We start from the raw sequence: 22,084 nt of genomic DNA, 5'->3' as shown, positions 1-22,084 counted from the left end.
CCCTCCTCGTCCACCGCCGCGGCGAACGGAACGATCTTCGCCTCCGCGAGAGCACGGACCGACTCCCGGAGCATCTCGTGCTCCTCGGAGGGCCGATACAGGTCGAAGTCCTTGCCCATGATGTGGAGCTCCCCTAGACGCTTGTGGCACTGAGTACCCTCAGCAAAACACACTCAGTGCCATGATGCCAGAGCGCCCCGACGCTGTTCTGTGTCGGGGCGCTCTCCTGGATAGCGAACCAGGCGGTCGGTTTTGTCGGGGGAGGTGTACCCGCGGCTACTCGCCTTCGTGACGGAGCCGGTGCGCGTCGTACTCCGCGGCCAGCTGCCGGGCGCGGTCCTCCGTCATGTCGAGGCCCGTCAGCAGGGCCGGGGTGCAGATGCTCGGCAGCAGGTAGCGGAGCAGTACCGAGACCCGGTGGACCAGGTCGTTGCGGTCGCACAGAATCTGGGACATCGTCTGGATTCCCGCGTACGCGCCCGAGAAGAGCTGCGCCGTGTCCGTCACGTCCACATGGACGAGGATCTCCCCCTGCGCCTTCGCGACCGTCAGGATCTCCGACACCTGGTCGATCCACGCCTGGAACGGCGCCGCCCGGTCGACGCTGACGGCGCCGCTGTCCAGGGCCAGCGAGACGCTCGCGCGCACGAGCGCGTCGTGCTGCAGCCGGTGGGCGAGCAGGAACGCCTGGTCCGCGAGCTCCTGGAGCTTGATGGGCTGCGAGGGCAGTGGCTCGTCGAGCATCTGGGCGTCGAGCACGCCGAGCGCCACGTCTTCCTTGGAAGCAAAGTGGAAGTAGAGCGCCCCCTTGGTCACCCCGGCGCGCACCAGGATTTCCCCGATGGTGGTGCGTTCGTAGCCGCGCTCCGCGAAGACGGACGCGGCCGCCTCCAGGATCGCCCGTCGGGTCTTGATCGCACGCGCTTGCTGTGCCAAGGCGCCTCCTGCTGTCTCGCTGTCCGTGCTCACCGTGTGACGTGAGGCGTTGAAAAGAAAACCGGGCTGTACGTACTCTAGGCCGGGCGGGACCTACCGCTTAGGGCGCGGGGATGCAAGGGGGATCCATGGATCAGAACTTTCGAGGAGTGACGACACACGTCCCCGGGGAGTTCGTACACCGTGCGGACCCCGCGGACATCATCCCCACGGGCTGGACGCAGTTGCGGGAGAACAGGTTCTCCGTGTCCGCCCGCTGGCCTGCCGCACATCCCTTCTTCTCTCCGGTGGCAGGGGACCGGCACGACCCCGTGCTGGTGGCCGAGACGATACGCCAGGCCACCATGCTGGTCGCTCACGCGGAACTGGGGGTACCCGTGGACGACCAGTTCGTCATGTGGGGACTCCACTACACCGCCGATCCCGACGCCCTCGCCGTCGACGGCCTCTCCTCGGACGTCACCGTCGACCTGGTCTTCTCCGACCTCAGCAGCCGCGGCGGCCGGCTCCGCGACCTGTGCGTCAGCATCGTCCTGACCCGCGACGGCCGGCACCTCGCCACCGGCGGCGCCCTGGCCCGCTGCACCTCGGCCCTGGCCTACCGACGGATCCGCGGCGAGCGGATGGCCGCGCTCGGCAGACCCGTCCCCCTGATCCCCGGCGTGGCCCCCCGGCTGGTCGGCCGCGAGCACGCCAAGGACGTCGTCCTGGCCCCCGGCTCCAGGGCGGGCCAGTGGCAGCTGCGGATCAACACCGGCCACACCACCCTCTTCCGGCGGCCCAACGACCACATACCGGGGATGGTGCTCCTCGAAGCGGCCCGGCAGGCGGCGACGCTGACGACCGGGAGCCGCGCGTTCCTGCCCACCGCGATGGACGCCTCCTTCTCGCGCTACGCCGAACTCGACAGCCCCTGCTGGATCGAGGCCGAGACCGTGCCCAGTTCCGACCCCTCGGTGACCACCGTCCGGGTCGACGGTCGACAGGACGGCCGCTCCGTGTTCCTCTGTACCCTCACCTCCCCGTCCCGGGACCTGGCGGTGGCCGTCGGCGGCCTCGACAGCCGCCTGGCGGGCTGACCGGACGGCGACCATGGGGCCTCGCATTCTCCTCACCGGCACGACCGGGTTCATCGGTGGCCGGGTGGCGGCGACGGCAGCGGCCCGGACAGACGTCGGGCACCTCAGACTGCTGGCCCGCGGCCCGCTCGCGGACGGGGACGCGACGGAGCGGAACCAGGACGGCCGACCTGCTTCGGAGATCGCCGTCGGCGACCTCCGCGACCACGCCTCGCTCCGCCGGGCCTGCGAGGGCGTCGACATCCTGATCCACTGCGCCTCGGCGATCGGCGTCGACGAGGAGACCGCCCGCGCCGTGAACGACGAGGGCACCCGCGCCCTGGTCGACGCCGCCGTGCACGCCGGCGTCTCCCGGATCGTCTCCCTGAGCACCGCCTCGGTCCACGGCCGCGGCCCCTTCCGCGCCGCCGCCCCCGGCACCCTCCCGCTCGCCCCGGGCTCGGCGACGAGCCGCACCCGGGCGGCGGGCGAGCGGCACGTCATGGACGCCGGCGGGACCGTCCTGCGGCCACACCTCGTGTACGGCACGGGAGACCGGCAGCTGGTGCCCGGCCTGGTCCGGCTCCTCGCGGCGCTGCCGGGACCGCTCGACGCGGGGGACTCGCTGCACTCGGCGATCGGGGTCGACAGCCTGGCCGGGGTCCTGCTCGGCGCGGCGCTCTCCCCGGGCACGCGGCCCGGCCCGTACTACGTCGACCATCCCGAGCCGGTGCCGGTGGCCGAACTGCTCGCCCCCTGCGAAGCGCTCCTCGCCTGCCGGCCGGGCCCGGCGCGGGGGCCGTCGGTGGACATCGCCGAGGCCCGGGCGCTGCTCGCCGACCTGTCCTTCGCGCAGCACCATCTGGCCATGCTCGCCGACGACCACTGGTTCGAGGACGACCGCCCCTGGCGGGAGCTGGGCTGCGACCCCGGACCGGGCTTCACCGAGGGGATCGGGGACCACCTGGCGTGGTACCGGAGCATCCTCGGCCCCGCCTGACCCCACCCCCGTAGCAACCAGAAGAAGGAAGGTGAGACCGGCATGTCCGCGCTTGCCGGCAGGACCGCGATCGTCACCGGGGCGAGCCGCGGCATCGGAAGAGGCATCGCCGAACGGCTCGCCAAGGACGGCGCCCTGGTGGCCGTCCACTACGGCAGCAACGAGGAGGCCGCCCGCGAGACGGTGCGGATCGTCGAGGAGCGGGGCGGCCGGGCCTTCCCGTTCCGCGCGGAACTCGAAGCGCCGGACATGGCCGACACGTTCTACGCCGCCCTGGACGCCGGCCTCGCCGAGCAGGGCGCCGGGCCCGGGTTCGACATCCTCGTCAACAACGCGGCGGCGAGCGGATCGGGCCGTATCCACCAGCTGACCCCCGAGGTCTTCGACCGGCTGTTCGCGATCAACGTCAAGGCCCCGCTCTTCCTCGTCCAGCGCGGCCTCGACCGGCTGCGCGACGGGGGCCGGATCGTCAACATCTCCTCGGCGGCGACGAGGATCGCCTTCCCCGACTCCGTCACCTACGCGATGACGAAGGGCGCCGTCGACACGATGACCCTCGCCCTCGCCAAGGAGCTGGGGCCCCGGGGGATCACGGTCAACGCCGTGGCCCCCGGGTTCGTGGCGACGGACATGAACGCCCGGCGCCGCAGCACCCCGGAGGCGAGCGCCGCCCTCGCGGCCTACTCGGTCTTCAACCGGATCGGCACGCCCGCCGACATCGCGGACATCGTCGGTTTCCTCGTCTCCGACGACGCGCGCTGGATCACCGGCCAGTACGTGGACGCCACGGGCGGCAGCGCCCTCTGAGGCCGCCACCGCCCGCCTCGTGTCGGTGCGCGGAGCCTCAGCCGCCGACCGGGGCCGTGCTGCCCGCGGGTTCCAGGGACGCGAGTGCCGCAGGGCGGGCCAAGAGGGGGAGCAGGGTCTGCCACAGGCCGGTGACGGTGCGGGGGGAGAGCCACTCGGCGTTGTCCCGGCCGAGGGCTTCGAGGCCGACGGTGGCGGCCACGACGGTCCGGGCGAGGTCGTGCAGGCGCCCGTGGTCGGTGGCGAGGAGACCTTCGTCGGCCGCCTCGGCGAGCCGCTGCTGGACGCAGCCCTGCCATTCCTGGCGCAGGTTCAGCTCCGTGCGGCGGTCGTTCCCGCAGCTGAGCCGGAAGCCCGCGCGGACGACGATGTCCTCGCGGAGCAGCCGGGCCAGGGCGTGGGCCGTGTCGGCGAGGTTCTGCAGGGCGTTCGACGGGCGGCGGTACTCGAGCCGGGCGGCCCGCCGCAGGGTGGCGGCCGCCTCGCACTCGACGGCGACGGCGACCGCGGCCTTGTTCTCGAAGTGGAAGTGGAGTGCCCCGGGGCTGACACCGGCACCGGAGCTGATCGCGGACAGGGTGGCCACGTCATAGCCCCACCGGTCGAACTCCCTGGCCGCCGACTTGATCAGCGCGTCGCGGGTCCGCGTGGCCCGTTCCTGTTTGGTCAACCATGGCTCCAGTAGCACCGTGCGTCTCAGCGGTACGGCCCTGAATCCCGTGGCGCCCCACCACTCGACAACTCCAAACCGACTGCCTGGTATTGTACGAGCTTTTCGCGTCGGCCATGGATGTTTCGGTGAACGGGGAGAAGCGGCGTCAGAGGGTGTGCCGCGCCGCGGCGTTCCGGGGGCGCGGCTGGGTGATGACCACCACCGCGCCCGCGAGGAGCACCACGTTCTTGACGACGAACTCGCCCACCAGGGTCAGCAGCAGCGGGTTGGAGTGCGCGAACGCCACCTGCGGGGTGAGGACGAGCACCGCGAAGGTGCCGCAGAGGTGGGCGACGAGCACCGGCAGCGCCGCGGCGCGGGCGCGCCCCGACACCAGCCAGACGCCGAGCGCCACCTCCCCCCAGCCGAGCGCCGGGACGAACCAGTCTCCCGCCGGGAACGGCAGGACGGCGACGACGAGGGCGGCCGCCGGGCTGAGGCCGATGACCTTCAGGACGCCGAACCACACGAACACCCCGCCGAGGCCGGCCCGCAGCAGGCCCAGGCCGTACCGGTGCAGCCGGGGGGCGAGCCGGTCGAAGAGTCCGCCGGACACCGGCGGGGCGGAGGGGAGCACGGGGCAGGTGGCGGGTCCGGACGCGGAGGGGGCGGCGGGGGCGGCGGGGGCCACCGCCTGAGAGGAAACGGTCATGCGCGGGCATCTCCAACACGAGTCGACACGGGAACCGGGCGGGACGGGTGGGACCGGGGTCCGGCCGGGGGAGCCCGGCCGGACGCGGCCGGGGGCTCCGGTGAGGGCGTACACCCCGGTGGGCGGAGCCGGATCCCGGACCACCGCCCGCAGAGGAACCGGAACCGGAACCGGAACCGGAACCGGAACGGGAACCGGGTGGCGGGTGGCGGGCCGGAGTCGAGCAAGGGGCCGGAGTCAGGCGGTGGGCCGGCGTACGGGCGGCGGGCCCGAGTCGGGCGGTGGACCGCTCGGATCGCGCCGAAATCGAGCGGGAGGGTCGGACGGCCGCACTCACGCTAACCGCGTTCCGGGGACCCCCGCGACGCCCATCGCTTCCTTGCATACCCGCGATGGAAGAAGTCGATAGGCCGTTGCCGGACGCGATCAAATCTCGCCAGCCTGAGGACTGTTCGAGTTTGTGTTTGAACAGCAGACCCGGACCGAGACCGTCCGCTCCCGGCCCCTGCGAAGGAATCCACGGATGTCCCACCGACCCGCCGCCCCCGCCTCCACCACGACCACCGCGGCCCGCACACCGCTCACCCGGCGCCGGGTGCTCACCACCACCGCGGCCGCGGCCGGGGCACTCGCCCTGCCCGGCACCTCGGCGTGGGCCGTCCCCACCAGCTTCGAGGCGGAGACCCGCACCGGCCGCCGCGCGCCGGGAGCCGTGACCGACCCCAGCGTCGTCATCCGCTGGAACCAGGCCGCGATGGACGCGATCCTCGGCCGCTACCAGGCCGCGGGCAACCGCTTCGGCCCCGCCACCGTGAACGCCCGCGCCCTCGCGATCCTCCACAACGCCGTCTACGACGCCTGGGCCTGCTACGACCGCTGTGCCGTCGGCACCCGCTTCGGCGGCTCCCTGCGCCGGCCCCGCGCCGAGCGCACCCTCGACAACAAGAACGAGGCCATCAGCTACGCCGCGCACCTCGCGCTGCTCGACCTGTACCCCGAGTACAAGGTCCCGATCGACTCGATGCTGCGCAGCCTCGGCCACGACCCGGAGCTCACCGACCCCCGTCCGTACAGCCCCGCCTGGATCGGTCTGCGCACCGCGCGGGCCGTCCTCGACTACCGGCACGCCGACGGCGCCAACCAGCTCGGCACCCCGGCGTACTCGGACACCACCGGCTACCAGCCGCGCAACACCCCCCAGACCGCGGGCGCCTTCGACCCGTCGACGGTCACGGAGCCGGCCCACTGGACCCCGCTCGTCGTGAACGGCAAGACGCAGCGCTACCTCACCCCGCAGTTCGCCGTGATGCAGCCGTTCGCGCTCAGCCGCCCCGACCAGTTCACGGTGCCCGCCCCGCCCGCGTACCCGTCGGTCCGGATGACCGCGGCCATCGAGGAACTCCTCGACATCAGCGCGAACCTGACGGACGAGCAGAAGGCGATCGCCGAGTTCTGGCTCAACGACGACGTCACCCCGCCCGGCGCCCAGCAGATGTGGGGCCGGTACGTCTCCGCCCGCGACGGCCACGGGGTCGACGAGGACGCGCAGCTCTTCTTCGGCCTCAACATGGCCGAGTGCGACGCCGCCATCGGCTCCTGGGCGGTCAAGCGCGACTACGACTTCGCGCGCCCGTCCACCCTCATCCCGTACGACCGGCGCGGCCGTCGGATCCGCGCCTGGGGCGGCCCCGGCCAGGGAACCGTCACCATGGACGGCGTCGACTGGCAGGCGTACGTGGCGGTCCCGCCGTTCCCGGCGACCGTCTCCGGACACAGCACCTTCTCCGGCGCCGCGGCCGAGTTCCTGCGCCGCTTCACCGGCTCGGACTCCTTCGGCGACTCGTACCGCTTCAAGGCGGGCGCCTCCACCGTCGAGCCCGGCCTCACCCCGCGCACCGACGTCGTCCTGCACTGGCCCACCTTCAGCGACGCCGCCCACCAGGCCGGGATCTCCCGCGTGTACGGCGGCATGCACTGGAGCTTCGACAACGAGCCCGGCATCGAGATGGGCCACCGCATCGGCAGGGTCGTGCACCGGCAGGCCATGCGCTACTTCGGTGGCACCCACCGCTGACCCGCCCCACCCCGGCCAGCCGCACTGTCGGCCGGCCCCCGGCGGTGGACCGCCGGCCCTCCGGCGACACCCCGGCCGTCGAGTGGAACACCGCCCCCGCCAAGGAGAGAACCCCCGTGAGCAACCAGACCCAGACCCCCTCGGGCGCGGCGGCCCCGCCCGCCCGCAGCCGCTGGGCGGGCGGCGCCCCGCCGTTCCCCGGCGCCCGGCCCGCCGTCCTCGGCACCGCCGCCACCGTCGTGTCGCTGCTGATCCTGGTGGCCCTCGGCGAGGCCACCGGTCACCTGCTGATGATCGCGCCGCTGGCCGCCACCGCGATGATCGTGTGCAGTACCCCCGCCCTGCCCCCGGCCCAGCCCCGGGGCGTCATGCTCGGCCAGGTCGGCTCCGGCGTCCTCGGCCTCCTCGCCGTCGCCGTCCTCGGCCACTCGCTCTGGGTGGCCGCGGTCGCCGCCGGCCTCAGCGTCGGGCTCATGCTGCTGCTGCGGGCCGTCCACGCGCCCGCCGCCGCCACCGCCGTCCTCGCCGTCCTCCAGGACCCCGCGCCCGTGCGCTTCCTCGTCCTGCTCGCCGTCGGCAGCGCCCTCCTCGTCGTCGTGGGCGTCATCGCCTCCCGCCTCGGCGCGATCGGCAAGTACCCGACGTACTGGTGGTGAACCGCCCGCCCCGGCCGTGACCCCCACCGTCCGCACGCACCTCCGCGTACCCACCCTCAACGGAGCGCCCATGCAACGAGACAGACTGCTCGTCAGCTGCGAGCAGGTCATGGAAGGGCTGCGGGACCCCGCGGCCCTCGACGGGAACACGGTCCTCGTCGAGATCACCGAAGGCGGCAGCACGCTGGGCCGCGTCCCCGGCTCCGTCCGCCTGGACTGGACCGGCGACCTCCAGGACCCGGTACGGCGGGACGTCATCGGCCCCGAGGCGTTCGCCGAACTCCTCGGCCGGCACGGCATATCCGCCGACCACACCGTCGTCTTCCTCAGCGGCAACAACAACTGGTGGGCCGCCGCCGGATACTGGCAGTTCACCCTCTACGGCCACCGGCGGCTCCGCATCCTCGACGGCGGCCGGCTCCGCTGGGAGGCGCTCGGCGGCCCCCTCACCCACGAGGCCCCGGAGCGGCCGCGCGCCGACTACCCGGTGCCCGCCGTGGACGAGACGGTCCGGGCGCGCCGCGAGGACATGCTCGACCACATCGGCCGCCACCAACTCCTCGACGTGCGCTCCCTGGAGGAGTACCTCGGGCAGAGCAACACGCCGCCCGGCGTGCCCGAGGACCTCGGCGTGCGCTGCGGCCACGCCCTCTCCGCCGACCACATCCCCTGGCACACCGCCGTCCGCCCCGACGGCACCTTCCGCGACCAGGACGAGCTGGCCCGCGCCTACGCCGGCGTCCGCACCGACGCCCCGACCGTCGTCTACTGCCGGGTCGGCTGGCGCTCCGCCCACAGCTGGTTCGTCCTGCGGGAACTCCTCGGCCTGCCCGACATCCGCAACTACGACGGCGCCTGGCGCGAGTTCGGCTCCCTCATCGGCGCCCCCATCGTCAACGGCCCCCGGCCCTGGGGCCCCGACGACATCCCGTCCGTCGTCGCCCAGCGCACCCCGGAGGTCACCGCCCGTGCCTGACGTCACCGTCTTCCGCGACGTGCTCCGCAGCGGCTTCGACCAGACCGACCTGCCCTGGGTCCCCTGGGCAGAACCCGGCCGCGTCGGCGTCGAGTACGTCGTCCTCTGGGGCCCCGACCCCGCCGAGGACGAGGACTCCGCCTCCCTGCTGCTCCGCTTCCCGCCCGGCGCCCACGGCGACTTCCACGAACACCTGGGCCACGAGCTGATGCTCGTCCTCGACGGCACCCTCGACCACAGCGACGGGCGCCGCTTCCACCGCGGCGACCTCGTCGTCGAGGAGCCCGGCACCCGGCACCAGATGTCCAGCGCCGAGGGCTGCACCGTCCTCGCCGTCCGGGCCCGCCCCGCCGCCCCGCGCACCCCGGAGGCCGGCGAGATCACGACCGGCGTCGGCGCCGCCGTCCCGGCCCCCTGACCCACCCGCACACCCCGAGGCCACCGGGCCCCCAGGGCCCGGCGGCCTCGCTCCGTACCCGCCCACCGCCACCACCCGCCCGTCCGCACGCCTTCCGGAGAGAGACGCCATGACACCGCCCACACGGCCCCAGTCCCCGCGCAGTCCCGAGCCCTCCCGCCGGGTCCTGCTCACCACCGGTTCCTCCGACGCGCACACCTGGAACCTGGTCCACCTCCAGCTCTTCCTGGAGGAGCACGGGCACTCGGTCCTCAACCTGGGCCCCTGCGTCCCCGAGCGGCTGCTCGTCGACACCGCCCGGATGACCAGCCCCGACCTCGTCGTGCTCTCCTCCGTCAACGGCCACGGCCACCAGGACGGGCTGCGCGCCGCCCGTGCCCTGCGCGCCGACCGCAGGACCCGCTCCGTCCCGATGGTCATCGGCGGACTCCTCGGGATCTCGCCGGAGGGCGCCGCCACCCGGACCACCGAACTCCTCGACGCCGGATACGACGAGGTGTACGCGGACGGCACCCCGCCCACGGCGCTGCTGCGCCGGCTCGCCGGACTCGGCGGCGCGTGTACCGGGCGGGCCGCGGCTTGACGACGTCCGCCCTGCCCCCGCCCCCGCACGCCCCCGGTGACCTCGGCGCCTTCGTCCGCGCCGCGGCCGAGGCCGGCGAACTGGTCGTCCAGCCCCGGATGGGCATGGTCGGGCCCCGGGAGATGGCCGCCGGAGTCGCCGCCGTCGCCGCCCTGCCCGAACGCACCGTCGCCACCCTCACCATCGACAGCTACACCCGCGTCGGCGACCACGCCGCCGCCACCGCCGCCCTGCGCGGCGGCCGGCCCCTCAACGGCTTCCCGCTGGTGAGCCACGGCCCCGCCACGACCGCGCGCGTCGCCGCCGCGGCCGGGCGCTCCACGCCCGTCCAGGTCCGGCACGGCTCCGCCGACCCGATGGCCATCTTCCGTACGATGACCGCCGCCGGCCTCGCCGCCTCCGAGGGCGGCCCCGTCTCGTACTGCCTGCCCTACGGCCGTACCCCGCTCGCCGATTCCGTCGCCGCCTGGCGCGACTCCGTCGCCTTCCTGACCGAGGAGAGCCGCGCGCACGGCCGCCGCGCCCACCTCGAATCCTTCGGCGGCTGCCTGCTCGGCCAGCTCTGCCCGCCCTCGCTGCTCGTCGCCGTCTCGGTCCTGGAGTGCCTGTTCTTCGTGGCCCACGGAGCGACCAGCGTCTCCCTCAGCTACGCCCAGCAGACCCATCCCGCCCAGGACACCGGCGCCCTCACCGCGCTGCGGCTGCTCGCCGACGAGTTCCTGCCGCCCGCCGTGGACCGCCACATCGTGCTCTACACGTACATGGGCGTCTATCCCAGGACCGTGCCCGGCGCCCGGCTGCTGCTGCGCCGCAGCGCCGAACTCGCCGTACGGGGCGGAGCGCAGCGCCTCATCGTGAAGACCGAGACCGAGGCGCACCGCATCCCGACCGTCGCCGAGAACCTGACCGCCCTGCGGGTCGCCGCGGACGCGGCCGCCCGGGCCGCCGGGGCCGCCGGGGCGCGGGGCGGCCGCGGGCCGTCGGCCGACGCCGACACCGAAGAGGTGCTCGCCGAGGCCCGCGCCCTGGTCACGGCCGTCCTCGGACTCTCCGACGACCTCGGCACCGCGCTGCTCAAGTCCTTCGACCGGGGCCTGCTCGACGTGCCGTTCTGCCTGCACCCGGACAACCGGGGCGCCGTCCGCTCCACCGTCGTACCGGACGGGCGCCTGCAGTGGACCGATCTGGGCGCGCTGCCGCTGCTCACCACCAGCAGGAGGACCACCCCGATGACTTCGCGACAGCTCTCCGGCATGCTCGACCGGGTCGCCCGTGAGCACGACCGGGCGGCCGGCACGGACGGGCCCGGCGCGGACCGGGCACCGGCGGCAGGCCGGGCCCGGCCGCGGACCCAGGCACCCGCACCGTCGGCGGTGGCGGTACCCGCACGCCACGGCGGCCCCCTGCCGCCCGCCGACCCGCTGCGGATCGCGTTCGTCGGCATGGGCCCGCGCGGCCTCTCCGTACTGGAGCGGCTCGCCGCGCGCTGCGCCGAGGAGCCGCCCGGCCGGCCGGTGGAGGTGTTCGCGGTGGATCCGTACGAGGCGGGGGCCGGTCGGATCTGGCGGACGGACCAGTCGCCCTGGTTCCTGATGAACACGCCCGCCCAGGAGGTCACCATGTTCTCCGGGCCCGCCGACGACGGTCCGCACCGGCCCGGCGCCGGACCCACCCTGGGCGAGTGGTGGACGCAGGACGACCCGGCGGACGCCGCCCCCGAGGGGTACGCGCCGCGCGCCGTCTACGGCCGGTACCTGACCTACGTCATGCGGCGGATCGAGGAGACCCTGCCGCCCTCGCTCACCGTCCACCGGGTCCCGGCCCGGGTGATCTGCGCCGACCGCACACGGGGCGAGGACGGCCGGCCCGGCGCCGCGCACCGGCTGCGGCTCGACCGCGGCGACGTCCTCACCGTCGACCGGGTGGTCCTGGCCACCGGCCACCCCGTCAACGAGCCCGACGCGGACCAGCGCGCCTGGAAGCGGTTCGCGCGGGAGCACAGCACGCCGGCCCGTCCCGTCCGCTACATCGCCGGCGGCTCGGCGAGCGAGATGCCGCTCGCCGAGATCCCGGCGGGCGCCGGCGTCGGCATCGTCGGCATGGGACTCACCTTCTACGACATCCTCACCGAGCTCACCCTCGGCCGGGGCGGCACCTTCACCGAGGGCGGCGAGGGACTCCTCTACCTGCCCAGCGGCAAGGAGCCCCGCATCCTCGCGGGTTCCCGCGGGGGAGTGCCGCTGCTCACCCGGGGCGCCAACCAGAAGGCCCCCCGACACCGCTACCGCGCCCGCCTGTTCACCGCCGAGCGGATGGCGGACCTGCGCGCGGCGGCGCCGGTCGACTTCGAGCGGTCCGTCCTGCCCTGGCTGCTCGCCGAGGTCAACCTGGTCCTCCTCGCCACCAGGGTCCGCAGGGCCCACGGCGCCGAGGCGGCGGACGAGTTCACCGAGCGCGGTGCCGAGGCCCTCGCGGAGCGGCCCGACCTCCGACTCCTCCAGCGGCTCGCCGCCGCCCACCGCGTCGACCCCCGGCCGCTCACCGGCCTCGGCGCACTCGCCCGGCCGTTCGGCGGCCGCCACTTCGGCTCCCCGGCCGAGTTCCACAAGGTGCTCACCGACTGGCTGCGCACCGACCTGGCCGAGGCGCGCCAGGGGAACGCCGACGGCCCCCTGAAGGCGGCGGCCGACGTCCTGCGGGACGTCCGGCAGACGATCCGCTCCGTCGTCGACTTCGGCGGCCTCACCCCGGAGTCGCACCGCCGGTTCCTCGCCGAGTTCGGCCCGGTCGCGGCGATGGTGTCGACGGGGCCGCCCCAGGTGCGCTCGGAACAGTTCCTCGCCCTGCTCGCGGCCGGCGTGCTCGAACCCGTGGGCCCCGGAGCCCGGTTCGCGACCGACCCCGTCGCGGGCCGCTTCTCGGTCGAGTCGCCGCAGGTCGAGAACTCCTGGGTGGCACTGGACGCCGTCGTCGACGCCCGGGTGCCCGGCACCGACCTCGCGGCGGACCGGGACCCCCTGATCCGCGGCCTCATGACGGACGGCGAGATCCGCACCTTCACCAACTCGTCCGGTGGGACGGGCGAGTTCGCCACCGGCGGCCTCGACTGCACGGACTCCCCGTTCCACCCGGTGCGGGCCGACGGCTCGGTGGACACCACCACGCACGTCCTCGGCATCCCCAGCGAGCACACCCGCTGGTTCACCCAGGTGGGCAGCGGCCGCCCCGGGCCGTGGGGGTCCTTCACCCGGGACGCCGACGCCATCGCGGCGGCGCTGCTCGGGGGAGCGGAGACCGTGGGCCGGGACGCCCGCGGCGGTGGCGGGCCCGGCCGTCCCCGTACCCGTCCGGCGCCGTCCGGCGGCGGCCCGTCCGCCGACGTCCCGCGCCCCGGCGGTGTGCTGCTCGAAGGCGCGATGCGGTGACGGGCGTCCGTACGACGGGATCGCCCGCCCACCAGGAGTACCGGGCCGCCCGGGACCTCCTCCTGCGGCTGCGGGGCGACCGGGAGGCGGCCCGCGCCGCCTTCCGGTGGCCGCGCGCCGAGCACTTCAACTGGGCCCTCGACTGGTTCGACGTCATCGCCGAGGACAACCACCGGCCGGCCCTGGAGATCCTCGGCCGGCCGGGGCCGGACGGCGCGGTCCCCGTCGTCGACCGTCTCACCTTCGCCGAACTCTCCGCGCGGTCCGACGAGTTGGCCGTGACCCTCAAGGAGTGCGGGGTCGGGCGGGGCGACCGCGTCCTCGTCCTGCTCGGCACCCGGGCGGAACTGTGGGAGACCCTCCTCGGCTGCATCAAGGCCGGCGCCGTCGTCGTCCCCGGCTACCAGGACCTGACCGGGGACGAGGCCGCCGACCGGATCACCCGGGGCGCCCTGCGGCATGTGGTCTGCGCGCCCGAACTCGTACCGCTCGTCGACGCGTCGCCGGTGCCGGGCGTACGGATGGCGCCGGGCGCCGACCGGGCCGGCTGGGTCCCGTACCCCGACACCCGCGCGCGCGGGCGGCGACCCCACGTGCCGGACCGGCCCACCCGTGCCGCCGACCCGTCCTTCTGCTACTTCACCTCCGGGACGACGTCCCTGCCCAAGCTCGTGGAGCACAGCCACGCCGGATACGGCGTCGGGCACCTCTCCAGCCTGTACTGGAGCGGGCTGCGCCCCGGCGACCGCCACCTCAACCTCTCCGCGCCCGGCTGGGCCAAGCACTCCTGGTCCAGCTTCTTCGTGCCGTGGGCGGCGGAGGCGACCGTCCTCGCGCCCCCGGACGGCGGCCTCCCGCCGGCCCTTCTGCCCCGCGTCCTCGCCGACCACGGCGTCACCAGCCTCTGCGCGCCGCCCAGCGCCTGGCGGTCGATGCTGCCGTACGTCACCGGCGGCGCCGCCGCTCCCCGGCTGCGCGAGGCGACGGCGGCCGGGGAGCCCCTCACGGCCGAGACCGTGCGACGGTTCGAGACCGCCTGGGGCGTACGGGTCCGCGACGGCTACGGCCAGACGGAGGCGACCGCCCTCATCGGCCGCGCCCCCGGCGGCCCGGAGCCCATCGCCCCCCTCGGCCACCCGCTCCCCGGCTACCGGATCGTCCTACGGGACCCCGCGACCGGCGAGACGGGCGACGCGGGCGAGGTCTGCGTCGACCTCGCGGACCGCCCGCCCGGTGTCATGCTCGGCTACGCCGGCCTGCCGGAACGCACGGCGGCGGCCTTCGCCGACGGGCTGTACCGCACGGGCGACCGCGGCGAGCGGTGCGCGGACGGTTCCATCCGGCTGCTCGGCCGGAACGACGAGGTCTTCAAGTCCCACGGCCACCGGGTCTCCCCGATGGAGATCGAGGCCGTCCTGCGCACCCACCCGGACGTGGCCGACGCGGCCGTGATCCCCTGCCCGGACCCGGCCGGCGGCCTCGCGCCGTACGCCGTGGTGGAACTCCGCACGGCCGGCGCGACGCCCACCGGAGGGACCGTCCCCGGAGCGACCGTCCCCGGAGCGACCGTCCCCGCGGCCGAAACGGACCGGGCCGCGACCGCGGGGGCCACGACCACAAGGGCCGCGGCCACGGGGGCCGTACCGGCGGGGGCCGCGCCCGCCGGAGCCGTACCTGTGGGGGCTGCCCCCGCCGGAGCTGTCACCGCCGTCCCCGCGCCTTCCGGAACCGGGACCGCGGCGGCCTCGGTCACGGCCGCCGAAAGTCCTGCCGACCGCCACCGGCGGATCGGCGGCGAGCTGCTCGCCCTCGCCGCCGAGCGGCTCGCGCCGGTCTTCGTCCCGCGCGGGGTCGACGTCGTCCCGCGACTGCCCCGCACCCGCTCGGGCAAGGTCCGCCGCGGCGAACTCCGCCCCGGGCCCGCCGGGCGCTGAACCCGCGGGGCCGTCCTTCTCGGGCGCCGGCCCCGCGGGGGTCGTCTCTGCCGGGCGCCGGCCCCGCGAGGGTGGTCCCCTCCGGGCGCCTGCCCTCGCGGGGCCGACGCCCGGTCTGTCCGGCGCCCGGTCCGTCAGGCGCTGACCTGTTCCCGGTCCGCCGTCCGCAGCAGGACCTCCGCCACGGTCCTGGCCCGGACGGCCGCCTCCGGCGTGCCCTCGCGGACGGCGGTGACGATGGCTCCGTCGCCGAGGAGGGCGAGCTGGCGGGCCAGGGACTCGGTGTCGCGGTAGCCGCCCTCGGTGAGGAGGTGGTCGAGGACGGCGATGACCTTCTCCTTGTGCTCGGCGGCGACGTGGTGGGCCGGGCTGTCGGGGTCGGCCGTCTCGACCATCGTGTTGATGAAGGCGCAGCCGCGGAACGAGGCCGCGGCGAAGCGCTCGGCGAGTCCGTCGAAGAGCGCGAGGGGCAGTTCCGCGGGGGAGCGCTCGCTGGCCGCGATCCGGCCGTCGAGCCAGGCGCGCCACATGGCGTCGCGGCGCCGCAGCACCTCGACGACCACGTCGTCCTTGCTGGGGAAGTGGCGGTAGAAGGAGGCGCGGCCGACTCCGGACTCGGACAGGATCCGCTCGATGCCGACGGCCCGGATCCCCTCTTCGTAGAACAGACGCTCCGCCGCGCTGAGGAGACGTTCTTTAGCGTTCGTGGCCATACCAGACGGTACCACTCGGTGCCGAACAGGTTGCCGTATCAACGATCTGCGCCCGGGATCGGCGATCCCCGTGCCGCGTCCTCGATCAGTGATCCGAATCCGAAAGGCGGAGGCGATCCCTCCCGTTGCGTCAGACGGAACCGGTCAGTACCGTCTGGATGGTACCGATCAGTTCCGTCTTGGTCCGGCTCAAGGAGAGCTCCATGCCCCGCCTGCCCCAACTGACCGTCGAGACCGCCAACGAGGAGCAGCGCGAGCTGCTCGAAGGCACCCTCAAGCAGCTCGGCAAGCTGCCCAACCTCTACGCGGCCCTCGCCAACGGGCCCGCCGCGCTCCGCGGTTACCTCGCCATGCGCGAAGCCCTCGTCGGCGGCGCCTTCGGCGCCCGGCAGCGTGAGCAGCTCGCGCTCTACATCGCGCAGCGCAACGACTGCACCTACTGCGTCTCCGCGCACACCCTGCGCGGCGGCAAGGTCGGCCTGAGCGAGCAGGAGCTGCTCGACACCCGCCACGGCGCCGACGCCGGCGACCCGCACATGGACCAGGTCCTCCGGTTCACCGGGGCCGTCATGGCCTCCGCCGGCCGCGTCACCGACGAGGACCTGGCGGACGCCCGCGCCGCCGGCGTGACCGACGCCGAGATCGCGGAGGTCGTCGGCCACGTCGCCCTCAACGTGCTCTCGAACTTCTTCAATCACGTTGCGCAGCCGGACTTGGACTTTCCGTTGGTCCCGGCGCACCTCGCCGAGTAGAGTCTTCGCGGCCGAGCAGGGGTGCCGGGCGCGACGAAGCGTCCGGCACCCCTGTGGCTTGTGTGACAGACCGACTGGGGCGATCGAAGCGGGTGGCCGACCAACCACCTGGTGCGAGGAACTGCCGCCTGCGCGGCAGGGGGGAATTCACGTGGACATCGACGCAAGAACCCTTCGGACCTTCCGCGAGGTGACCCTCACCGGGTCCTTCACCCAGGCGGCGCGACGCCTCGGGTACTCGCAGTCCAGCGTCACGGCACAGATGCGTGCCCTGGAGAGGCAGGTGGGCGAGCCCGTCTTCGAGCGGCTTCCCAACGGCGTGCGGCTCACGCACTCCGGCACCGTCCTGCGTGACTACGCACGCCAGATCCTCACCCTCGTCGGCGAGATGGAGACGGCCCTGCGCAGGCCGGCGGCCAATCCGCCGCGCCTCACCGTCGGCATCGTCCCCGCCCTGGCCTACGGGCAGCAGCTCGCCCGGGTCACCCACATCGGGCGGCGGCTGCTCTCCGGCGTCCAGCTCGCCCTGCGGGTCATGGGAACCTCCGAGGTCCACGACGCCTTCCGGTCCGGCGCCATCGACGGCGCCCTCGTCCTCACCGTCGTGGACGCGGAGGACCCGACGACCCTGTTAGCCGACCAGTCGCACCCCGAACGCTCCGACGACCTCACCGAAGTACGGCTCCAGGAAGTCGAGTTCGTGCCCGTCATGAGCATCGGCCACCGGCGCGGCGGCCACGGCCGCCAGGTCGTCATCGCCGACCCCGACTGTCCCTCCCAGCGCTGGCTGCCCGAGTTCCTCCGACTGCGCAGCGACACCGCGCCCGAGATCCACGAACTCGGCTCCATGGCCGGCGTGCGTGCCGCCACCCAGGCCGGCCTGGGCTGCGCCATGCTCCCCACGGCCCTCGCCGCCTCCCCCCAGGAGGCCGACGGGCTGCGCCTCCTCCCCGGCGTGCCCCGGATGCGCTGGAACGCCTCCCTCCTCCTCGGCCGCCACGACACCCGCCCCGCCCTCGACCGGCAGAACCTGACGGAGACCCTCCGCCAGGCCACCGCACTCGCCTGCGCCGTCCACCCCGGCGACCGGCGTCGTGTGACCGCGGCCGGCGTCCTGGGCGGTGAGCCCGGCGTGCTCGGCGCGGAGGGCGAAGTCCTCGGCGGGGGTGCGCTCGGCGCCGAGGGTTCCGTGCTCGGCGGCGACCCCGCCGTTCTCGACCCGGATCCGAGCATCGCCTCCTGACCCCCTCCGCCGGAGGCCGCGCGCCCCGCCCCTGACCGGTGTCGCGGCGCATCACCCCCGGCCGGTGTCGCGACCGCCACCCTGACCGGTGTCGCGTCCACCACCCCCTGACCGGTGTCGCGGCGCACCGTCGACTTCCCCCGGCCCCACCCCCGACCGGGTCCTTGCGGGAGCGACGGCGCGCCGCGGCACCTCCCTGCCCGGTGCCGCGTCGGCGCTGTTCCGGCCGCGGTTCGGCAGGGGTTCCCGGTGGATAAGGTGGGGGCACGATGACACGTTTCCGCGAAAGTGTTCGGTCCCTGCTGCGGGAGCAGGTGCTCGACGCCGCCCACCGCCTCGTCGCCGCCGACGGCTGGGGCGGACTGCGTATGACCTCCATCGCGCGTGCCGCCGGAATCAGCCGCCAGACCCTCTACAACGAGTTCGGGTCGAAGGAGGCCATCGGCAACGCGCTGGTCCAGCGCGAGCTGGAGGGCTTCCTGGTCGGCATCCAGCGTGAACTCGACGCGCACCGGGGCGACCTGGAGGCCGCTGCCTCCGCCGGGGTGGGCTACACGCTCCAGCAGGCCGTGGACAACCCCCTCGTCAAGAGCGTGCTGGTCGCGGCGCGCGGCGGCGAGGACGACCTGCTCGCCTATCTGACCACCCGCCCCGAGCCGGTCTTCGGCACGGCGATGGCGATGCTCGACGCGTACGCGATCGAGGCGTGGCCCGACGTGGACGAGGAGTCGCGCGGACTCGCCGTCGAGGCGATCGTGCGGCTCACGGTCAGCCACATCGTGCAGCCGGTGGCCTCGCCCGAGGAGTCGGCGCGGCGCATCGCCCGGATCACGGCGAGGATCGCGTACCCGGGCGGTGTCTGAGCCGCGCACGCCTGTGGGGCGGGGGCTCCGCGTGAAGTCGGCGAGGCCCGGTGCCGGAGACGGGGGATCTCCGGCACCGGGCCTCTGTTGAAGATTGTACGAGAAGGTGGAGGTCTGTTGTCCACCCGGGGGTGCCGGATCCGGATGGCGAAGCGCGGGCGTACGGGGTACATGTCCTGTGAGGCGCATCACCGGTGACGACAGGGAGGCCGCCGTGGAGGGCAGAAGCAAAGGGTTCGTGCATTCCTTCAACCGTCTCGGCGGGTACGGCTTCGTCGTCCCGGTGGGCTCCGAGGACCAGGTGTACTTCAGTGCCGAGGACATCGAGGGCGGTGACACGACCCTCTCGGAGGGGCAGCAGGTCACCTTCGTCCTGGTCCTCGGCGAGGGCCGTTTCGAGGCGAAGGAGCTGCGCATCTGACGCCGCCGGGGGCTGCCTACGATGGCCCCATGTCTGAGCGAGTGGATCCCGAGGCCGCCTCCCGTCCCCATGAGCGGACGCCGGGCCCGCGCGAACTCTCGGCGGCGGCCGGGGTGTTCGCGCTGCTCTCGGACCCGACCCGGCTCCATCTGGTGTGGCTGCTCACCCATGGCGAGGCCGATGTGACCGCCCTGACGGAGGCGTGCGGCGCGGCGCGGCCGGCGGTGAGCCAGCATCTGGCGAAGCTGCGGCTCGGCGGGCTCGTCCAGTCGCGCAAGGACGGACGCCGGGTCGTGTACGCGATGCCGGACGGGCATCTGAGACGTCTGGTGGTCGAGGCGATCAGCCGGGCCGACCACGAGGTGAGCGGCGAGCCCTGGCACTCCTGAGGGTCGGAGTGCGGCCGTAGCGGTGAGCGGCCGCCGACGCCGGCGCGAGGCGGACTTCCCGTGGTCCGTGCCCCGTGTCCCGCGTAAACATGTGCGCACATGCGCACATGTCAGCTACGGTGGAGACGTCAGTCGTTCGTCGTCCGCCGTGGCCGACCGGGGGCGCCCATGCTGTCCGTGCTGCGTGATCACACCTTCCGCCGCCTGTTCGGCGCCCAGGTCGTCGCCCTGGTCGGCACCGGCCTCGCCACCGTGGCGCTGAGCCTCCTCGCCTACGACCTCGCCGGCGCGAACGCCGCCGCCGTCCTCGGCACCGCCCTCGCGATCAAGATGGCCGCGTACGTGGGGATCGCCCCGGTCGTCGCCGCATTCGCCGACCGCGTGCCCCGGCGGACCCTGCTCGTCTCGATGGACCTGGCGCGGGCCACCGTCGCCCTCTCCCTGCCCTTCGTCACCCGGGTGTGGCAGGTCTACGTCCTGATCCTGCTGCTCCAGGCCGCCTCCGCCGCCTTCACCCCGGCCTTCCAGGCGACCGTGCCCCAGGTCCTGCCGGACGAGCGGTCGTACACCGAGGCCCTCTCCCTCTCCCGGCTCGCCTACGACCTGGAGAGCCTGGCCAGCCCGGTGCTCGCCGCCGCGCTGCTCACCGTCGTCCCGTACGCCTGGCTCTTCACCGGCACCGCCGTCGGCTTCCTCGCCTCCGGGCTCCTCGTCCGCTCGACGACCCTCCCGCCACCGGCCGCGAGACCGGCGGCGCCCGACGCGCTCCCGGCCGCCCCCGCACCCGCCGCGCCCGCCTCGCCCCCCGAGGCCGACGGCCGGGCCCGGCGTGCGTACGCCAAGGTCGCCTTCGGGACCCGGCTCCTGCTCGCCACCCCGCGCCTGCGGGCCCTGCTCGCCCTCGACCTGGCCGTCGCGGCGGCCGGGGCGGTGGTGCTCGTCGACACCGTGCTGCTCGTACGGGACACCCTGGGCCGCTCCGCCGGCGACGTACCGCTCGCCCTCGGCGCGTACGGGGCGGGTTCGATGGCGGTGGCCCTGCTGCTGCCGCGGGTCCTGGGGCGGGCCGACGACCGTGCGGTGATGGTGCGGGCCGCGTTCGTGCTGCCCGGGGCGCTCGGGCTGCTCGCCGTGGGCCTCGCCGCCGCGCCGGGTGGGTGGTCCTGGCCGGCGCTGCTCGGGCTCTGGCTTGTCGTCGGCGCGGCCGGTTCGGCGGTGCTCACGCCCGGCGGCCGGGTGGTGCGCCGTTCGGCCGCCGGCGGTGACCTGCCCGCCGCCTTCGCGGCCCGCTTCTCGCTGTCGCACGCCTGCTGGCTCGTCACCTACCCGCTCGCCGGCTGGCTCGCCGTGCGGTCCGGCCCCGCCGCGTCGGCGGCCGTACTCGCCGCCGTCGCGCTGCTCGGGGCGGTGGGCGCGGCACGCCTGTGGCCCCGCCCGGACCCGGTCGAGCTGCCGCACACCCACCCCGAACTCCCGGTCGGCCACCCGCACCTGGCGGGAGCGGGCGGCCCGCACGCGCACGACTTCCACATCGACGCACTGCACCGGCACTGGCCCAGGGGGTGTCCGGAAGGTCCCGCCCGGCTCGCGGCGTCCGGCCCGCGGGCGTCGGGTCAGCGCGGGAGGCGCATCTCCAGGCCGTCCAGGACCACGTCCAGGCCGTAGGCGAACTTCTCGTCCCGGATGGCGACGGGGTCGACCGTGGCGTGGGTGGCGGCGTCGGCGTACGCCTCGGCGAGGTGGTCGTGGTCGGCCGCCGCCTGCTGGGCGGCGGGCATGAGGCGGGCGATGAAGCCGGCCTCGGTGTCCCCGGAGCGGGCGACGGTGGTGAGCCAGGCGGCCTCGGTGGTGCTCATGCCGATGACGTACGACAGCAGGGTGTCGATCGCGCGGCTCGGCTCGGGGAAGCCGACGGCCGTGAAGAGGGCGGCCAGGCGCTCGGAGTACGCCATGAGGTTGGGGCCGAGGTAGGCGAGTCCGGCCTGGCCGAGGACGGACGAGAGCCAGGGGTGACGCAGGGCCGTCGCGCGGAAGGAGGCGGCGGCCTCGGTCGCGGCCTCGCGCCAGGGCCCGCCGGGTGCCGGGACCGCGATCTCGGCGGCGACCTCGTCCACCGCGAGCTCCATCAGCTCGTCCTTGGTCGCGACATGGCGGTAGAGGGAGGTCGCGCCGGCGTTCAGCCGGGCGCCGAGCTTGCGCATGCTGAGGGCCTCGATGCCGTCGGCGTCGAGCATGACGATCGCCTCGCGGACGATCGCGGTCCGGCTGAGCGCGGGCTGGTCGGGGGCGGACTGCTCCCGTGCCCATACGGACGGGACGGGCTTCGCCTTGGTGGCCATGGTCCTCCTTCGCCGCGTACGGCGTTCCGTGCGTACGACCTTCGCTGCGTACATCGTGCGCATTCAGCGTACAGCTCTCCAGGGTTGCGAACACTGTGCGCAGCTGCGTACAGTGTTCGCATCGAAGGAAGTC

General features: G+C 74.4%; 22 protein-coding genes. 16 read left to right on the top strand and 6 right to left on the bottom strand.

Translation table 11 applies throughout. The features are described from left to right. Both ACFVZH_RS07605 and ACFVZH_RS07600 read right to left on the bottom strand, forming a co-directional pair. On the bottom strand, nucleotides 1-119 hold a 119-nt coding region (locus ACFVZH_RS07605; protein WP_384894294.1), incomplete at its 3' end, for an acyl-CoA dehydrogenase family protein. A gap of 157 nt (nucleotides 120-276) precedes the next feature. Continuing rightward, nucleotides 277-936 carry a ScbR family autoregulator-binding transcription factor gene (locus tag ACFVZH_RS07600; RefSeq protein ID WP_384894259.1) on the bottom strand — a complete coding sequence of 220 codons (660 nt, stop codon included), beginning with the start codon at nucleotides 934-936 and terminating at the stop codon, nucleotides 277-279. A 113-nt stretch (nucleotides 937-1,049) separates the two neighbouring features. On the opposite strand from ACFVZH_RS07600, the gene ACFVZH_RS07595 reads away from it, so the two are divergent. Genes ACFVZH_RS07595 through ACFVZH_RS07585 form a run of 3 tightly spaced genes read left to right on the top strand, consistent with a single transcriptional unit; the run spans nucleotide 1,050 to nucleotide 3,801 of the window. Next, entirely contained in the window at nucleotides 1,050-2,015 is a 966-nt protein-coding gene (locus tag ACFVZH_RS07595; RefSeq protein WP_384894257.1) for a ScbA/BarX family gamma-butyrolactone biosynthesis protein, read from the top strand. Between the two features lie 13 nt (nucleotides 2,016-2,028). Beyond that, nucleotides 2,029-2,994, top strand: a complete 966-nt coding sequence (locus tag ACFVZH_RS07590; protein WP_384894255.1) for an NAD-dependent epimerase/dehydratase family protein — start codon at nucleotides 2,029-2,031, stop codon at nucleotides 2,992-2,994. Nucleotides 2,995-3,036: 42 nt separating this feature from the next. Next, the gene (locus ACFVZH_RS07585; protein WP_384894253.1) at nucleotides 3,037-3,801 is read left to right on the top strand and encodes an SDR family oxidoreductase; all 765 of its coding nucleotides are present in this window, start codon (nucleotides 3,037-3,039) and stop codon (nucleotides 3,799-3,801) included. A 37-nt stretch (nucleotides 3,802-3,838) separates the two neighbouring features. On the opposite strand, the gene ACFVZH_RS07580 is transcribed toward ACFVZH_RS07585, so the two are convergent. Together ACFVZH_RS07580 and ACFVZH_RS07575 are read right to left on the bottom strand one after the other, a co-directional pair. After that, nucleotides 3,839-4,471, bottom strand: coding sequence for a ScbR family autoregulator-binding transcription factor (locus ACFVZH_RS07580; protein ID WP_384894251.1), 633 nt, complete (start codon nucleotides 4,469-4,471; stop codon nucleotides 3,839-3,841). A gap of 148 nt (nucleotides 4,472-4,619) precedes the next feature. After that, a complete protein-coding gene (locus ACFVZH_RS07575) occupies nucleotides 4,620-5,165 on the bottom strand; it encodes a hypothetical protein (RefSeq protein ID WP_384894249.1) in 546 nt (181 codons plus the stop codon). Nucleotides 5,166-5,688: 523 nt separating this feature from the next. Between ACFVZH_RS07575 and ACFVZH_RS07570 the strand changes: the two genes are divergently transcribed. From ACFVZH_RS07570 to ACFVZH_RS07540, 7 genes are all read left to right on the top strand, one after another. Then, nucleotides 5,689-7,239, top strand: coding sequence for a vanadium-dependent haloperoxidase (locus tag ACFVZH_RS07570; protein WP_384894247.1), 1,551 nt, complete (start codon nucleotides 5,689-5,691; stop codon nucleotides 7,237-7,239). 116 nt (nucleotides 7,240-7,355) lie between these two features. Beyond that, entirely contained in the window at nucleotides 7,356-7,895 is a 540-nt protein-coding gene (locus tag ACFVZH_RS07565; protein WP_384894245.1) for an HPP family protein, read from the top strand. A 70-nt stretch (nucleotides 7,896-7,965) separates the two neighbouring features. After that, nucleotides 7,966-8,871 (top strand): sulfurtransferase, encoded by a 906-nt coding sequence (locus ACFVZH_RS07560; RefSeq protein WP_384894243.1) that lies wholly within the window; start codon nucleotides 7,966-7,968, stop codon nucleotides 8,869-8,871. Continuing rightward, nucleotides 8,864-9,289 (top strand): cupin domain-containing protein, encoded by a 426-nt coding sequence (locus ACFVZH_RS07555; protein WP_384894241.1) that lies wholly within the window; start codon nucleotides 8,864-8,866, stop codon nucleotides 9,287-9,289. The genes ACFVZH_RS07560 and ACFVZH_RS07555 overlap by 8 nt, the downstream gene beginning before the upstream one ends. Before the next feature lie 109 nt (nucleotides 9,290-9,398). Continuing rightward, on the top strand, nucleotides 9,399-9,872 hold the full coding sequence (locus ACFVZH_RS07550) for a cobalamin B12-binding domain-containing protein (protein ID WP_384894239.1): 474 nt from the start codon (nucleotides 9,399-9,401) through the stop codon (nucleotides 9,870-9,872). Continuing rightward, entirely contained in the window at nucleotides 9,869-13,297 is a 3,429-nt protein-coding gene (locus tag ACFVZH_RS07545; protein ID WP_384894237.1) for an FAD/NAD(P)-binding protein, read from the top strand. Before ACFVZH_RS07550 ends, ACFVZH_RS07545 begins: the two co-directional genes overlap by 4 nt. Continuing rightward, on the top strand, nucleotides 13,294-15,231 hold the full coding sequence (locus ACFVZH_RS07540) for an AMP-binding protein (protein ID WP_384894235.1): 1,938 nt from the start codon (nucleotides 13,294-13,296) through the stop codon (nucleotides 15,229-15,231). The genes ACFVZH_RS07545 and ACFVZH_RS07540 overlap by 4 nt, the downstream gene beginning before the upstream one ends. Nucleotides 15,232-15,365: 134 nt before the next feature. Here ACFVZH_RS07540 and ACFVZH_RS07535 read toward each other — a convergent pair whose 3' ends face one another. Continuing rightward, nucleotides 15,366-15,944, bottom strand: coding sequence for a TetR/AcrR family transcriptional regulator (locus ACFVZH_RS07535; protein WP_384894233.1), 579 nt, complete (start codon nucleotides 15,942-15,944; stop codon nucleotides 15,366-15,368). 203 nt (nucleotides 15,945-16,147) lie between these two features. On the opposite strand from ACFVZH_RS07535, the gene ACFVZH_RS07530 reads away from it, so the two are divergent. The 6 genes from ACFVZH_RS07530 (at nucleotide 16,148) to ACFVZH_RS07505 (ending at nucleotide 21,277) form a co-directional block, all read left to right on the top strand. Next, nucleotides 16,148-16,696, top strand: coding sequence for a carboxymuconolactone decarboxylase family protein (locus tag ACFVZH_RS07530; protein ID WP_384894231.1), 549 nt, complete (start codon nucleotides 16,148-16,150; stop codon nucleotides 16,694-16,696). 151 nt (nucleotides 16,697-16,847) lie between these two features. Next, nucleotides 16,848-17,939 (top strand): LysR family transcriptional regulator, encoded by a 1,092-nt coding sequence (locus ACFVZH_RS07525; RefSeq protein ID WP_384894229.1) that lies wholly within the window; start codon nucleotides 16,848-16,850, stop codon nucleotides 17,937-17,939. Nucleotides 17,940-18,208: 269 nt separating this feature from the next. Further along, complete coding sequence (locus ACFVZH_RS07520) at nucleotides 18,209-18,802, top strand: TetR family transcriptional regulator (protein ID WP_384894227.1); 594 nt, start codon at nucleotides 18,209-18,211, stop codon at nucleotides 18,800-18,802. 238 nt (nucleotides 18,803-19,040) lie between these two features. Beyond that, nucleotides 19,041-19,223 (top strand): cold-shock protein, encoded by a 183-nt coding sequence (locus ACFVZH_RS07515; protein ID WP_384894225.1) that lies wholly within the window; start codon nucleotides 19,041-19,043, stop codon nucleotides 19,221-19,223. 29 nt (nucleotides 19,224-19,252) lie between these two features. After that, the gene (locus ACFVZH_RS07510; RefSeq protein WP_384894223.1) at nucleotides 19,253-19,612 is read left to right on the top strand and encodes an ArsR/SmtB family transcription factor; all 360 of its coding nucleotides are present in this window, start codon (nucleotides 19,253-19,255) and stop codon (nucleotides 19,610-19,612) included. A 168-nt stretch (nucleotides 19,613-19,780) separates the two neighbouring features. After that, the gene (locus tag ACFVZH_RS07505; protein WP_384894221.1) at nucleotides 19,781-21,277 is read left to right on the top strand and encodes an MFS transporter; all 1,497 of its coding nucleotides are present in this window, start codon (nucleotides 19,781-19,783) and stop codon (nucleotides 21,275-21,277) included. On the opposite strand, the gene ACFVZH_RS07500 is transcribed toward ACFVZH_RS07505, so the two are convergent. Next, nucleotides 21,226-21,951, bottom strand: coding sequence for a TetR/AcrR family transcriptional regulator C-terminal domain-containing protein (locus tag ACFVZH_RS07500; RefSeq protein ID WP_384894219.1), 726 nt, complete (start codon nucleotides 21,949-21,951; stop codon nucleotides 21,226-21,228). The two genes, ACFVZH_RS07505 and ACFVZH_RS07500, sit on opposite strands and share 52 nt — an antisense overlap. Nucleotides 21,952-22,084 lie beyond the last annotated feature (133 nt).

This window comes from Streptomyces sp. NPDC059534 (genome assembly GCF_042743475.1).
Lineage (GTDB): Bacteria > Actinomycetota > Actinomycetes > Streptomycetales > Streptomycetaceae > Streptomyces.
Note: the sequence above shows the minus strand (reverse complement) of the source record. Positions and strands in the feature narration are given on the sequence as shown.

Bases quoted from the DNA above. Each gene is read 5' to 3' on its own strand.
- ACFVZH_RS07590 (WP_384894255.1), top strand. From the start codon at position 2,029: ATGGGGCCTCGCATTCTCCTCACCGGCACGACCGGGTTCATCGGTGGC.
- ACFVZH_RS07535 (WP_384894233.1), bottom strand. From the start codon at position 15,944: ATGGCCACGAACGCTAAAGAACGTCTCCTCAGCGCGGCGGAGCGTCTG.
- ACFVZH_RS07520 (WP_384894227.1), top strand. From the start codon at position 18,209: ATGACACGTTTCCGCGAAAGTGTTCGGTCCCTGCTGCGGGAGCAGGTG.
- ACFVZH_RS07570 (WP_384894247.1), top strand. From the start codon at position 5,689: ATGTCCCACCGACCCGCCGCCCCCGCCTCCACCACGACCACCGCGGCC.
- ACFVZH_RS07585 (WP_384894253.1), top strand. From the start codon at position 3,037: ATGTCCGCGCTTGCCGGCAGGACCGCGATCGTCACCGGGGCGAGCCGC.
- ACFVZH_RS07550 (WP_384894239.1), top strand. From the start codon at position 9,399: ATGACACCGCCCACACGGCCCCAGTCCCCGCGCAGTCCCGAGCCCTCC.
- ACFVZH_RS07575 (WP_384894249.1), bottom strand. From the start codon at position 5,165: ATGACCGTTTCCTCTCAGGCGGTGGCCCCCGCCGCCCCCGCCGCCCCC.
- ACFVZH_RS07595 (WP_384894257.1), top strand. From the start codon at position 1,050: ATGCAAGGGGGATCCATGGATCAGAACTTTCGAGGAGTGACGACACAC.
- ACFVZH_RS07530 (WP_384894231.1), top strand. From the start codon at position 16,148: ATGCCCCGCCTGCCCCAACTGACCGTCGAGACCGCCAACGAGGAGCAG.
- ACFVZH_RS07500 (WP_384894219.1), bottom strand. From the start codon at position 21,951: ATGGCCACCAAGGCGAAGCCCGTCCCGTCCGTATGGGCACGGGAGCAG.
- ACFVZH_RS07505 (WP_384894221.1), top strand. From the start codon at position 19,781: ATGCTGTCCGTGCTGCGTGATCACACCTTCCGCCGCCTGTTCGGCGCC.
- ACFVZH_RS07510 (WP_384894223.1), top strand. From the start codon at position 19,253: ATGTCTGAGCGAGTGGATCCCGAGGCCGCCTCCCGTCCCCATGAGCGG.
- ACFVZH_RS07560 (WP_384894243.1), top strand. From the start codon at position 7,966: ATGCAACGAGACAGACTGCTCGTCAGCTGCGAGCAGGTCATGGAAGGG.